The sequence below is a fragment of the Flavisolibacter nicotianae genome (assembly GCF_003628535.1).
Classification (GTDB): Bacteria; Bacteroidota; Bacteroidia; order Chitinophagales; family Chitinophagaceae; genus Flavisolibacter; species Flavisolibacter nicotianae.
Genome location: NZ_RBCI01000018.1, coordinates 14,757 through 29,228 on the forward strand (window position 1 = coordinate 14,757; position 14,472 = coordinate 29,228).

Below are 14,472 nucleotides of genomic sequence, written 5' to 3' on the forward strand. Positions count from 1 at the left end.
CCGAAAGCAGGCATTCACCCGTGCTTCTGGAAGTGTTCCAAAGCTAATCGCCCAGGGAGATGAAAGCGGGTTGATTTGTTGAAACTTATGGAACAAATGTCTAGCTTCAGAAATTTTAATCGTCAAACAGACGTTTTTTCCAAGATTAATTATATTTGATAGCTGATGTGGATGCGGGGGACGATTCCCATGCACTGAATCAATCATTGCTATTCATTTCCAAAACACATAACCTGTATACCCGGTAAGACCGGAAATGCAGCAGCTTTGGGGAGCAGTTCCTCAAGCATCTCTTTTATTTCTAGTCAACGTGACTTTATTTATGTGTACAACGCTAAGAGGGAATACAATGGTAGATAAAGACAAAATGGCACCAGTTTCGAACCTGCCTTTTTTTCTTCTGTGTTTTTTTAAAAAGCCCCTGCTGACTTTCTTCTGTATAGCAGGATGGGGCCTGCTGGTTTCTGCGCAACAGACCAACATCAATTTTACAGCCTTAACCACCAAGGATGGCCTTTCTTCCAATACAGTAAATGCTATTCTCAAAGACCGCTATGGCCTGATTTGGTTTGCAACGGAGGATGGACTGGATAAGTTTGATGGTACCAATTTCACCGTCTATCGTCATAAGCCGGGTGATCCGGCCAGCTTACAGGCAAATGAAATCTTAGCGCTTTATGAAGACAATTCCGGGAATTTGTGGGTTGGTACAAGCGGCGGTTCCTTAAGTCTTTATGACCGAACCAGGGACGCTTTTCTTAATTTCCCCGCAAACGGTTCAGCAAACGCCATTAGCAACAATGTCATCCGTGACGTTTGCAGCGATTATCTTGGCAACATATGGATTGCCCATTTTGGGGGCGTGAATATCCTTGACCCGGTAACAAAAAAAGTATCGCAAATGGATATACGCTCCGGTAATGCAGGTTCCAGCCTTACAAAGCCCGGTCTCTGTCTGTTCGAAGACAGTCAGCACCGGATGTGGATCGGCACTACCGAAGGGCTGTTTCAGTATAACCCGAAAACGAAATCCCTGACACAGTTTGTCCATTCCGACAACGACCCACGCAGTATAAGCGGAAACAACATCAATGCAGTCGTCGAAGACAAAGCGGGAAATATCTGGATTGGCACGAATGGCGGTTTAAGTCTTTTTAAACCTGGTGCGAATGATTTTATTTATTTCGGTAAGACCACTAAAAACGGACTATCCTTAAGCAGCAATTTCATTTCTTCCATTGCTGTGGACGGCGACAGGTTGTGGCTGGGCACCGGTGACGGGCTGGACATCCTGGACACCAGGACGGGCGGGATCGCGAAATACAGTTTTGACTACCGTAATATCCATAGCCTGACAGCCAAATCGGTTCGTTCTATCTACATTGACCGGCAGGGAATCTACTGGCTGGGCATGATTGGTGGAGGCGTTAATAGATATGACAAAAACCTGAATCTTTTCAATTATGTAAAAAGCAATGTCTTTGATGAAAAAGGGTTAAGCGCTCCTGTTGTCAATGCGTTTGCCGGGGACAAAAACGGCAATGTTTACGTTGGTACGGAAGGTGGCGGCCTTAGCCTCTTCGACCGCAAAACAGGATTGTTTCAACCTGTCTCTCTTCGATCCGAAAGAAAAAATGCTGCCAGCAGCCTGACTGTTCTTGCCCTTAAAATGAAACGGAACAATCAGTTACTGGTGGGAACGTTTTCAGATGGGTTGTTTGTCTTCGATCCGGGCTCGGGAAGCTACCGGCAACTGCTGCAGGAAGACAAGACCGGAGACCTGAATTCGAACGATATTTTTTGCATAGAAGAAGATCACCAGGGAAAAGTGTGGCTGGGTACTAACGGTGGCGGCATAAAAGTCCTGAATGACGAAAATAAAGTTGTTATGCACTACACGCCGGTCCCGAAGGCAGCAACCGATGTTCTTTTACCCATCAACGGATACATCCGGGATATCGAGGAAGACAGGGAAGGCAATATCTGGATTGCCACCCATGGCGGGGGTATCGCCGTTCTTGATCCTGTTTCGGGAAAATTCACCATTTATAACTCATACAACAGCAAATTACCAAACGACAAGGTGCTATCCTTATTGGAAGACAGCCGGGGGAATATGTGGGCGGGAACTTTCGGCGGAGGCTTGGGTTTGTTCAACAAGCGCACAAAACAGTTCGTCACGTTTTCAGAAAAAGACGGTCTGCAAAACAACGCCGTTTACAAAATCCTGGAAGATCAAAAAGGTTTACTATGGCTCAGCACGAACAAAGGGATCAGCAGCCTTGATATCGGCACCAAAAAGATCAACAACTACAACTACCATAACGGGGTACAGAACAACAACTTTGTTCATGGTGCAGGCCTGCGGATGGCGGATGGAGAATTATTTTTTGGTGGACTGGAAGGCTTCAATTATTTCAACCCTGCTTACCTGAAGAAAAACAGCAATATCCCTTCGATCCTGATCACTGATCTACGGGTGGCAAACCAATCGGTTGCACCTTCGGAAGACGGCCCCATACACGAGAACATTGCTATTGCCAAAGAGATCGATCTCGATTATAAACAAAATTTTGCGTTGAGTTTTGTGGGCTTAAACTATACGTCGCCGGAACAAAACCAATATGCCTACAAACTCGAAGGATTTGACAAGGACTGGAACTACGTGGGAAACACCACGGCTGCTTCGTACACCAATCTCGATCCCGGAACATATGTGTTCCGAGTAAAAGCCAGCAACAACGATGGCGTTTGGAACAATGAGGGTAAAACCATCCGCATCATCGTACATCCACCTTTCTGGCGCACTACGATTGCTTATATTTTTTACGTACTGTTCCTTGGCGGCCTTGTGCTTTACTTCCGTCACCGGAGTCTACAAAAACTGAGGCGGACGTTTGCCTTGGAGCAGGAACGAATGCAGGCAGAACAGGAACGCAAAGAAACCGAACGGATACGTGAACTTGACCAGCTGAAAATAAAGTTCCTGACCAATTTGAGTCATGAATTCAGAACGCCGATTTCGTTGATCCTGGGTCCGGTAGATACCCTGCTGTCGCAGGAAAAAAAGGAGCAGTCATCGGGTCAGCTTCAAATGATCAAACGGAATGCAAGGAGGCTGTTGAATCTCGTAAACCAATTGCTTGACTTCCGCAAGATGGAAGAAGATGAGCTAAGACTGCAGGCAACCGAAGGTGAGTTGGTAGCTTTTGTGAAAGAAGTGTCCGACTCCTTTAAAGACCTTTCGGAAAGAAAGCAAATTGATTTTGCCTTTGAGAGCCGCATTGCACAATTGAACACCCTGTTTGACCACGACAAGGTCGAGCGGATCTTGTTCAATCTTTTGTCCAATGCCTTTAAGTTCACACTGGAAGGTGGACACATCCGTTTGCTCGTCGACCAGGAAAAAAAGGCGTCCGATCCATCACAAACCTGGGTGACCATTAAGGTGAGTGATACAGGCATCGGTATCCCTGCCGATAAAAAAGAAAAAATTTTCGAACGCTTTTTTCAAAGCCCCACAGCGGCCACCATCCTCAACCAGGGAACCGGCATTGGCCTAGCCATCACAAAAGAATTTGTAAAAATGCATGGCGGCAGCATCGAGGTGGAAAGCGAATTGGGACAGGGTACAACCTTCGTCCTTCATCTTCCCTTTGTTCCTCTCGAAGCGCCGAAAACCGGCGGTGAATTGCAACAGAAAACGACAAATCCCATTATTGAAACGGAACAGGTGGAAGAGCCAACGGAGGAACTGGGCGAGTTGGTCCCGGTAAGTGGCAAAACAGAATTGCCTTTGATTTTGATTGTGGAAGACAACGATGACTTCCGGTTTTATTTGAAAGACAACCTTCGGCTGCAGTACAAAGTGTTTGAAGCAGCCAATGGAAAAGAAGGCTGGCAAAAAGCCCTGGCCCATCACCCGCAGTTGATAGTCAGCGACGTCAACATGCCCCTAATGGACGGAATTGCCTTCAGCAAGAAAATCAAGTCCGACAAACGGACCAGTCATATACCGCTGATCCTGCTAACGGCGTTAACAGGCGAAGAAGACCAGTTGCGGGGATTGGGAACCGGTGCCAACGACTACATCACGAAGCCTTTCAATTTTGAGTTGCTCAATGCAAAAATCAAAAACCTTCTCGTGTTGAACAGTAAATTGAAAGACACGTATACCAGGCAAATAAAAGTGCTCACGCCGGAAGTAAACGTTGAGTCGGAGGATGAGAAATTGCTGGCAATGATTATGCTTTACCTGGAAGAAAACCTGACCAATCCGCAACTGTCGGTGGAGGAGTTGAGCCGGCACGTGGGCATGAGCCGGAGTTCGTTGTACAGCAAGCTGCTGGAATTAACAGGTCAGACACCGGTAGAATACATTCGTTCAGTAAAGCTGGACAAAGCCGCCGTTTTGCTGGAGAAGAGTGATCTGAACATTGCGCAGGTGGCCTACTCCGTTGGCTTTTCCACACCGAACTATTTTGCCAAATCCTTCAAGGCGAAGTTTAACATGCTGCCGTCGGAGTATGTGAATAAGATGCGGAAGGAAAGAGAACAGAAAGATGCCTAATCGGAAAGGAAACTGTTTCAACGTGCTGGACAGGCATCTCCCGGGGTTCTTTCAACTATAATTTTGTCTTTTTTCTCTTCTCTGATGCGTCACCCACAGTGGCGCCTTGCACCTTTTTCAAGTTTGCGTGGGTACGCATCGCTGTGGGATCTTACGCTAACCGATGCGTCGCCGCTGCGGGTTTCACTTTGAAGCAAGCACTGTCAGCGGAAGACGCATCGGAAAACACTCTTTCCCTTCAATGAATTTTGTTAGCTGGATTTGGCTTTGAGGAAGCGGTTGACATCCAGCCAGTGCATAAAAGCATCAAACCAACGATTACTTGTCCGGTCGGGATTTCCAAGGCCGAAACCATGGCCACCGTTCTGGTAAAGGTGAAACTCAACCGGTATGCCTGCTTTGAACCAGGAGTCAATCACACCAAACTGACCGCGGAAAAGAAAATCATCGGAGGCGATCACATTGAACATCGGAGGAGCATTCTTCGGAACCTCAACCGGACCCATTCCGCCATAAATCGGGCCGATAAAAGCCAGTTTCATGTTCTTTGAGTGAAGTGTTGCATGCATCGTTAAACCAGCGCCGGCCGAAAAGCCAATCATGCCAATTCTGGCCGTATCAACCCCCCACTCTTTGGCGTGTTTGAGAATTAGGGCATAGGCGGCTTCGGCGTCCGCTAACTGGTTAGACAGATCCAGTGGTGGCGGAGGTGCTGGTGTTGCACTTTTCGACGAATCCGAAGACGCGGCTGGTGCCGGGCGGGGCCGGTTCATCCAGGCTTTAAAGTCTTCGAGCGATGTAGGGGTCGGGTGAAGCCGGTACTTGAGCACAAAGGCGGCAATTCCTTGCTTCGCCAGAGCCTCTGCGACTTCCCAGCCTTCGTTGCCCATCGAAAGCCACCGGAAACCACCGCCTGGTGCCACGATAACGGCCGCGCCGTTCGCCGTGCCGGGTTTGGGCAGAAAGGGAGTAAGGGTGGCTGTAGTGATGTTCCGCGCCATGGGATCGCCCCACTGGCGGAACCAGGTCTCGGGGGCTGGTTGATTGGCGACACCACCTGTGCCGAGTGGAATGGCATTCGGCTCTGCAGGGGTTTGGAGGGGATAGATGGTTCCGTCCTGTGCCATTACTGAGGCGGAGAAAATCAGTAAGGCGACTAAAATGGACGACTTAGCAAGGCTTCTACGTTTGTCAGTCATAAAGATGTTGTTACTAATTTAAAATTAAAATATATCCTGTTGCAGTGTCTTTAACGCCAGATGTCTGTTCTCTATCTACAATAATTTTCACCCGGTGCAAAACGCAATTGAACAGAGTAATTCCGGGAATGACATCTCCCTCCATTCTGGTAAATCCTGTATTCGCTGTAGCTCTTCTTTCCCCGAACTCAATATCCTTCCTTCGGAGCATACCCCAACAACGAAAGCATTTTCAACCCATACCGCTTTCCAAACTCACGGTAACCCGCTGCCGTAAAATGCAGCTTATCGCCCCGTTGCGGTAAGCCAGCCGATGAAATGACATACGCATTCGGAATGGTATTCGGCAAGGTGGCAATGATCTTGTTCATGCTGGCACAGGCACCCCCCTGGTCGGCATTCACCGTTTCACCGGCCAGCAGCGGCACGGCCTTTGGTTTCAGGTGTAAATCCTTCAGTAGATTGTCGTAGACCAGTTTCACCTTTTGCGGCCAGGTGGTATCGCCGGTGTTGGATTCGCCCTGGTGCAACAGCACACCTTTGATCACACCGTCTTTCTGCGCCAGCTTCGCCATTTCCACCAGCCGTTGATACGGATTACCATCGTATTCTTTGATCATCGGGATCATCCACGCCGGTGCTTTGGATACATAAGACTGAAGGCTGTCCTGCATGAATAACTCGATCTTGCACCCGCCGATGGCCACATTGATCACACCCACGGTGACGTCCTTCGGTAGATTGGCTACCAACGTCCGGCCAAAATAATCGGCCGGCGAAAGGCCGGTGCGGCAACGGCACAGCGGCGGAAGGGCCGTGTACCACTCTCCTTTCTTCCGTCCAAGGTTCGGGCAATCCACAGCTTCCAGCACTTTGAACCGGCTATCCACGCCGGCAGAATCCACCGCTTCCGGTCTGGCGTTGCCTTCCATGTTCGACTGGCCAAAGCAGAGGAAAATATAAAATTTCTTATCCTGCGAAAAGCCTGTAGCACTGAAGCAGTGCAAGGCTGTCAGCGTCAATAAACTGTATATGATTTTGCGTTTGTTCATGTTTGTGAGCAGGTGGTTTGCGTGTTTATTACCGGGTTTGTAACTGCAGGATAGTGACCGAATACGGGTCGAGTGATCTGGTAAACACCGGTTTGATACCTTTTATTTTCGTCGTTACCGGCACGATCTTTTCCGGCTCAGTGAGGGTGTTGGTCGCCTCGGGCTTATCGCCTTTGACCACCACCAGCGTTGCCTCCGGCGATACATTGGCCAATTCGTTCAGGTTGATGTCCACAGCTTGCTTTTTGCCGGTGGTGTTGACTAACTTCAAATAGATAGCGCCTGTCTTTTCGTCCTTTGTGGCCGCATAGAACAACGTCGGAACGGGCTTGGGCTTTGTGTTTGCGGCGCTGTCTCTCCTGCTCATCGGCCTGTCCTGCATCGGTACATTTTCCGCTGTCACCGGCACAATCTTATCACCCAGGTATTGGCTGAACAACTTCTGTACATAATACGAAGGCGAACCATAAGCCGTCAGCGCATTGTAGCCAATGAGGTCCGAGTCCCATTGCCAGGCTTTGGGAGCGGTGGCGGTAGCCGTGTTCACATTCACAAACAGGGGTGCATAACAGGACATGATGATATGGTCTGCATTGCGTTCCATGCCCGTCATCCAGGCGGCATCGCCAAGTGCTGCATTCAGGTTGGTGGTGGGTGCGCCTTCCCGTGTGGCCCATTCACCGACAAAAATCTTTGGACCATTCCGGTCGTAGCTGTCGTATTGCGACGCGTTGGCCCACATGTCCCAGGAGCTGCGGTAGTAGTGCTCATCGAGAACAGCCGGCTTTTTGCCCGAGGTAACTTTCAAGTTCGGGTATTGTGCATCGGCGATGGTAGAGATGCAGGTCAGTTGAGGGTATTTTTTTTCAATGGCCTCGCGGAATTGCGTAAACCGGCCGTCGTAGCTGCCCGAACGGTCGAACCAGTCTTCGTTTCCAACTTCCACGTACTTTAGCTTGAAAGGCTCGGGATGACCATCGGCGGCCCGCTTCGCACCCCAATACGTATTGACATCACCGATGACGTATTCAATTTCATCCAGGGCATCTTCGACATAAGGCTTTAAAAGCGGACCCGCGTCAACGTGATCGCCCTGTAAGGAATAACCGGCATACACACCTAACAGCGGTTCTGCTCCGATGTCTTCACACCACAATAAAAATTCAAGCAGTCCCATACCATCGGAAGCACGGTAACCCCAGGAACCTTTGTGACCTGGCCGCTGCTCCAAAGGACCCAATGTTTGTTTCCACGGAAAAGCATCAGTAATGAGTGGTCCTTCCAGGTAGTTGCCGCCGGGAAAACGCAGAAACTTTGGCTTCATGTCCACCATCATTTGCATCAGGTCCGGGCGGTTGCCGTTAGGCCGATTCTTGTAAGTTGGCGGAAACAAGGAAACCAGGTTGAAATAATATTGACCGATACGATTGGTTGAAATGACAAACCGTGCATCTGCCGTGGGTTTTACATTCGCTGCCGTGGTCAGTGTCAGGTCATATTTTTTCCAAAAAGGGCTTTTTTCAAGATTGATGACACCCGAAGCATAGATTGTTTTGCCATCCCTGCTTTCAATTGTAACCGTTATTGGTCCGGGGGTATTGTTTTCAATCACCGGGAGCGGTGGCGTGGTCGGCTTTGGCTCCCAGGCATTCCGGAATGGTTCCCTCCGGTCTGTTCCCTTTAAATAAAAAGATGCTTTGTAGGCGGTGGAAGGCTTTACCGGAATGCCCCAATAGCCATCATTGGCGATGCCTACTCTGCCGGCAGCTTTCTCGACGGTCAGCCGCAAGCACGTGGAGAGTGCACCATTGATGGCAAAGCGACGCTCTTCATAAGGAACATGTTCTTCGGACGTACCAATCAGTTTTATGCTCGCTTTTGCGACCGAATCATCCCGAACAAGACTCCATCCTTCCGGTATATTTTTATTGTCCTTGAATATACGGTTGCGTATCAGTTCGGCGTACAAACCACCGTCATACGAATGGTTGATTTCCTCTGTCATCAATCCATACAACATCGGGCTGACAGTGGCACCGGGCTTTGTTAGGTCCAAGGTGAGCTTTGGTTTTTGCGCTTGCGCACCGGGAACGATCAAACCAGAAAACAACAGCACGCAAAAACCCAGTTTTAATATACCTTGTTGAAACGTATTCATTTTCGTGAATTCTTTTACTTGAAAAACTTTTTGTCTTGTTATGAAAACTACAGAATCATGTGATTTTTCTGCACCTTATTTTGCCGCATCAAAACGCACCACATCCCAATATGCTTTTTTGGGTTGACGGTTTGTATCGAACAACAAAGGATAATTTTTTCGGCCTCTTCCATCCAGCCAGGAATAGCGGTCGCTGAGGTTCCAAAAGGTGATGCCGGTAAGCTTGCCTTTGTACTGACGGAATACATCGAAGGCCATTTTGTATTTCTCCCGCTGCTGTTCTTCCATTTCAGGAGTAAACGCCGATGCTGAGTCACGGCGCTGTCCCTGTATGAGCTGACCACCCTGCCGGCCCGCATACACCGACACGTCCAGCTCCGTGACCTGTACTTGCAAACCCAGGGAGGAGAACATCTTGATCGACTTTTCCAGTTCTTCCCGCGACGGATTGTTCACCGACCAGTGGCCCTGCAAGCCTACCCCATGAATGGGAATACCCGCTTCTTTTAACTTCTTTACCATCTGGTAAATTTTTTCCCGCTTCTTTGGGTTTTCGGTATTGTAATCGTTGTAGAAAAGAACAGCTTTCGGATCAGCAGCGTGTGCATACTCAAACGCCTTAGCAATGAACTCTTCGCCGCAGATGCGATACCAGGCCGACGGACGATAAAAGACATTCTCCCTGTCGTCAATGGCTTCATTCACCACGTCCCAGCCATAGACATAATCTTTGTAATGCTTCACCACGGTGGTGATGTGGTCTTTTAACCGTTGCAGCAACACTTCTTTCGTTACGGTATCGCCGTTTGCATTCTTGAACATCCAGTTAGGAGCCTGCGCATGCCAGCACAGGTTGTGGCCCCTTAACCGCAGTCCGTGCTTTTTGGCAAAGAACGCAATTGAGTCGCCATCTTTCCAGAAGTATTCGTTTTCCCTTGGGTGAAGAGGTCCCATCTTCATGGCGTTTTCCGCGGTCAGGCTATTGAACTGGTTTACGATCAGTGCCGAATCCTCACCGTGCAACATGCGCGGCGCAACGGCCACGCCGATGGGGAAAAAATCCTTGTAGTAATCTTTCAATCCTTTGGTGTTGGCTGTACCGGGCTTTTCACCGGTTATTTTCACGCTGCTGGAGCAAGACGCAAAAAACAGCGTTACGGCAAGCACAACGAGTGTTCCTTTGAGTGTATTCATGTTTGAAGAAATTGCGTTGAAATAAATCGTACAGGATGGACAGACAGGGTCCTCCCCTTTTATTCAAATACGGCGACAAAGCCGTCGTTTGCTTTTAATGTGATGTTCGTTTTGCCCGCGGTTGACAAGGTGACCGGCGTCTGTTCAAACGAGGGTTCGTCGCCTGTGACAGGACCTGAGGCAATCAGTTTTCCTTTTTTGTTTTTCAAAAAGGACAGGTCAAGCGTCAATTGCTTGTCCCCGTTTTCACCGTTGATGCCGGCGACGTACCATTTATTTGCAGCCTTTCTTGCCACCACGTAAAATTTGCCAGGATAACCGTCAACGAACCTGACATCGTCCCAGCTATCGGGAAGCTTCCGCAAAAAGTCTTTTACATATTCCGGTACATGGGCCATCCCGTCCGGGCTTTCGGCATAATGCTGAATGCCCGATAAAAACAGGACGGACGTTGCCAGTTCAAAAGCGGCTGTCGTCACCCGTTTGATGCGGGGGATTTTGTACAGGTTCATCGGTGTGAAATCCATCGGGTCAAACGCATTGCGAACCATCGCAACCATCGTGGCATGAGAAGGAAATCTGTTGGCATCCCCCTGGTTGAATGTAATCATTTCATACCCTTGCACCGCTTCCGTGGTCATTAAATTCGGATAGGTCCGGTGCCATCCTCTTGGCAGCGTGGCACCATGAAAATTGACCAGTAACCGGTTGGCCGCCGCATCTTCCAAAATGTCCTGGTAATAGTTAATCATGGACTGACCGTCGCCGCCGAAAAAATCAACCTTGATGCCTTTCACCCCCATTTCATGCAGACGGGAAAACTCTTTCCTGCGGTCTTCATGCGTGAGCAGCTTGTCTTTCGGGGTCATTTTCACGGTGTTCCAACTGCCTGCGGAATTGTACCAAAGCAAAAGACCCACGCCTTTTTGTTTGCCATAGTCAGCCAGCAGTTTCACTGAGTCATAGCCAATCCGTTTATCCCAATCTGCATCAATCAGGCAGTATTGCCACTTCATGCCGGCGGCAAAATCAATGTACCGTTTTTGTACGCTGAAGACTGTCGAATCATCTTTTTTCAACACCCAGCTCCAGGATGCTTTACCCGGTTTGATAAAAGAAGGATCCATTCTCTTCGCCGGCAAAGCCAGGTCGGTTCCGAGCGTGGATTCTGTGATCGTTTTTAAATTACCGATAACAATGATCCGCCAGGGTGTTTTCCAGGGCAAGGTGGACTCCGGATTCAAGGTTGGCTTTCCATTGGTAAACACTTCTTGCGGTTCAGGAAAATTGATTTTGTATTCGTTATCGGGAGAAAATTGTTGCAGGGCCGTACCGCAATAGGTTCTTCCCAATGCCGCTTCGGTAATCAGCAGCCAGGTGTCGTTGTACCGAAACAAAGCCGGAAAAACCCATCCGTTCTTCCCCGGCGAGGGTGTGCCCGTTGCAATATCCGTCATGTAGTGTGCTTCGTACGACGGGTTGGTATGTTCAAACCCGGTTTGCGCTTCAGTTTTAGGTTGCAGCCATGCCCTTGTGCCCTCGTTGAAATGAAAAGACGTTGCTTCAGCGCTGATCTTCTTTACATCAGTTGAGACCTCCGGAAATTCGTACCGGAACGCTACGCCATCGTTGGATACCTGGAATGCAATGTTCATCCGTTTTCCGGAAGCGGTCTTGGTTTCAATGACTCTCCGGGTAGCTGTATAGGTGATGTTTTTCTTCTTTGCCGTCAATAGCGTATAACTGTCTTTTACCGTCGCAGCGGGTGAAGCGTTTACCACCTTCAGGTTTCGGGAAAAGTCTTCATCGTCTCTGATCAGGCCAAGTTTTGAATCGGCAAGAACAGTTTGCCCTTTGTACTGAATCTTGTAAACGGCCGCAGCAGGAACGCAGCTGACAACAATGTTTTTATCAGGGCTGGTGATCGTGTACGTTTTCTCTTGTGCGCTGGCAAACAAAAAGCAAATCACAGAAAGGACTAAAAGGCTTGCGTTCTTCATTTACGGCAATCGTTAGCTGGGTTGTTCAAAAAAACGGTTTGTCTTATTTCGTTGGTGAGATTTTATCGGCGATGCGGAAATAATCGAAGTCCACGTATCCGCCGGCTTCTTTGGTGGCATAATTGAACAGGCCAAAGCGGTAGCCCATGAAATGCGCCAGTGTATAGACCATCTGTATCGGCGCACCGAGCGGCGTCCATGTTTTGCCGTCGAGGCTGTAATAGAACCGGCCTTTATCGGAACGGTTGGTAAAATCAGCATCGGCTTTCAGGTACAGCTTTTTTTGCGTCAGCGGAACACGCTCCACTTCTTCCGGCGCCGCTTTTTCGCCACTTACCATCACGATGTATTTTGCGCCGCCCTCAGCCTTTACACCCACCCAGCCGTATTGCTTTGACCAAAGTGTAAGACCCGCACAGTCACCGTCCTTCATATTCTCCACGTCAATAGCCGTAGTACCGGAACAGACCGGGCCCACGGTGCGTTGCGTGAGCATATTGCGGGCAAAGTAAATGGAGGTGTCCACCCGGCCGGTGGTGAGGCGTAGAAAGCCTTTCCGGTCTGTAACCGACCATAAACTGTTATCGGGATTGTGGTTCCATTGCCAAACCAGGGACAATGCTTGCCTGCCTTTTTTATAGTAAAATTCATCGGAGGCCACAATGCCGGGGATCAAACCTTTGCTGGCAGGCAGGTCGAGTGTTCCGGGCACTTTTCCATCCACGCCCAGGACAGGCCAGTTATCTTTCCACTTTACCGGAACCAGGTAGGGTATCCGGCCCACCGCACCGTAGTCACGAAACAGGTAAGCAAACCACTCTCCTTTGGGCGTGTTGATCAATCCACCCTGCGCCACGCCCAAATCCTGCAGCGCCACCCGGCCTTCCCAGGGACCGGTAATTTTATCGGCCCGGTGTATAACAACGGTGCGCATGCCGCCTCTGGGCCAGGTGATGTTGAAGAGGTAATATTTACCGGCCACTTTAAACAGTTGTGAACCTTCGGCAGGCAAACCAACATTTGCACCGGAAGGTGCGCTGGCATTTTCAATAATGACTTGCTCCGTTGTACCGGGCTTTACACCCGAGGCATCGGCTGTGAGCTCTACCAAACGAAGCCTTCCGCCGCCATAGACCAGGTAAACCCGCCCGTCGTCGTCAAAGAACAGGGAATGGTCGTGGAAACTGGGCTTGAAAGAGGATACCTTCCAGGGGCCTCGCTCTATGTTTTTTGTTGAATAGATGTAAGTCTTCCCGGTGGTCTGCGCAAAAGTGGAAACATAAAACGTGCCTTTGTGGTAACGCAGGCTACTGGCCCAGGAGCCTTTTCCATAAGCGCTTTTCCCGTTTTCCAGGTTGAGCGCATCCACATTGGCCAGCGTGTCGTAAGCATAATTTACCAGCTTCCAGTTCACCAGGTCTTTGGATTTCATGATGGGCACACCGGGGCTCAGGTGCATGGTGGTGCTGCTCATGTAATAGGTATCGCCAACACGGACCATCGACATGTCCGGCACATCGGCATAAATAACCGGATTGGTTGCTTTCTGCGCTTGCGCTTGCGACACAAGAAAAAGAAAAGCAGGAACAAGAAACCCATATCGAAACAACCGTCTCTTCATTTGACTATTTTGTTTAATTGGTGGCAAACCCATACCACTTCTCCTGTTTCTCCTATTGGCTCAGACAGCTGAAAGATAGTTTCCAAATGCCTCAACCTCCTCATATAATGACTGCCTTTTTAGTTCTTACGACGCTTCATAAACAGTTATTGCATAATTGCACGTTTGCCTCATTCTGCCTCTGGCACCTTACGCTATCGGGGCTGGCTGCATACCGGACCCTGGCTTCAATGGTAAGCGCACCCAAAAAAGAGGCAAGCAAGTACCGCAATCCTGAGGCTCATTTTATCCTGTCAATTTGGCTTGAAATGGGTCGTAAAAGTAGATAGGCCAGTCCCGCTGCAATGGCTGAATTGTTGAAATGAATGGGACAAATGTTCGCAAACGAACTTTTCTGCCCTTTTTACTGGCTAAGCGTCGACCTTACTGATAAAATCCAAAATCTTTTTTTGGAGGAATCAGCCCTTGGATTTGAGTGTGTCTAAACCAACTTCCAAAAAGGATGATAACTTGCAAACAGTCTTCGGCCACGTACGTTGCCGCTAATAACGTCCTATTCTTAGATCCTGTATGTTGCATTGCTTCAATCGGTTCAGCTTATGGAGCTCTCATACCACACCGGGTACTCCTCATTGGAGATCTGATCGACAATTTTTGGGTAACACATAGCAACCCATT

At 49.0% G+C, this 14,472-nt stretch carries 7 protein-coding genes; 1 reads left to right on the forward strand and 6 read right to left on the reverse strand.

All coding sequences use genetic code 11. The annotated features are described in order from the left end of the window. Positions 1–367: 367 nt before the first annotated feature. Positions 368–4,570 (forward strand): hybrid sensor histidine kinase/response regulator transcription factor, encoded by a 4,203-nt coding sequence (locus D6024_RS25015; RefSeq protein WP_162945017.1) that lies wholly within the window; start codon positions 368–370, stop codon positions 4,568–4,570. A gap of 251 nt (positions 4,571–4,821) precedes the next feature. Here D6024_RS25015 and D6024_RS25020 read toward each other — a convergent pair whose 3' ends face one another. The 6 genes from D6024_RS25020 to D6024_RS25045 all read right to left on the reverse strand — a co-directional run bounded on the left by D6024_RS25020 (position 4,822) and on the right by D6024_RS25045 (position 13,794). Further along, entirely contained in the window at positions 4,822–5,769 is a 948-nt protein-coding gene (locus tag D6024_RS25020; protein ID WP_121357564.1) for an alpha/beta hydrolase, read from the reverse strand. 188 nt (positions 5,770–5,957) lie between these two features. Beyond that, on the reverse strand, positions 5,958–6,821 hold the full coding sequence (locus D6024_RS25025; RefSeq protein WP_121357565.1) for a sialate O-acetylesterase: 864 nt from the start codon (positions 6,819–6,821) through the stop codon (positions 5,958–5,960). A gap of 28 nt (positions 6,822–6,849) precedes the next feature. Further along, positions 6,850–8,979 (reverse strand): alpha-L-arabinofuranosidase C-terminal domain-containing protein, encoded by a 2,130-nt coding sequence (locus D6024_RS25030; RefSeq protein WP_121357566.1) that lies wholly within the window; start codon positions 8,977–8,979, stop codon positions 6,850–6,852. Positions 8,980–9,054: 75 nt separating this feature from the next. Next, positions 9,055–10,173 (reverse strand): endo-1,4-beta-xylanase, encoded by a 1,119-nt coding sequence (locus D6024_RS25035; protein WP_121357567.1) that lies wholly within the window; start codon positions 10,171–10,173, stop codon positions 9,055–9,057. Between the two features lie 59 nt (positions 10,174–10,232). Beyond that, positions 10,233–12,173, reverse strand: a complete 1,941-nt coding sequence (locus tag D6024_RS25040; protein WP_121357568.1) for a glycoside hydrolase family 97 protein — start codon at positions 12,171–12,173, stop codon at positions 10,233–10,235. 43 nt (positions 12,174–12,216) lie between these two features. Then, positions 12,217–13,794 (reverse strand): glycoside hydrolase family 43 protein, encoded by a 1,578-nt coding sequence (locus D6024_RS25045; RefSeq protein WP_121357569.1) that lies wholly within the window; start codon positions 13,792–13,794, stop codon positions 12,217–12,219. Positions 13,795–14,472: the final 678 nt, after the last annotated feature.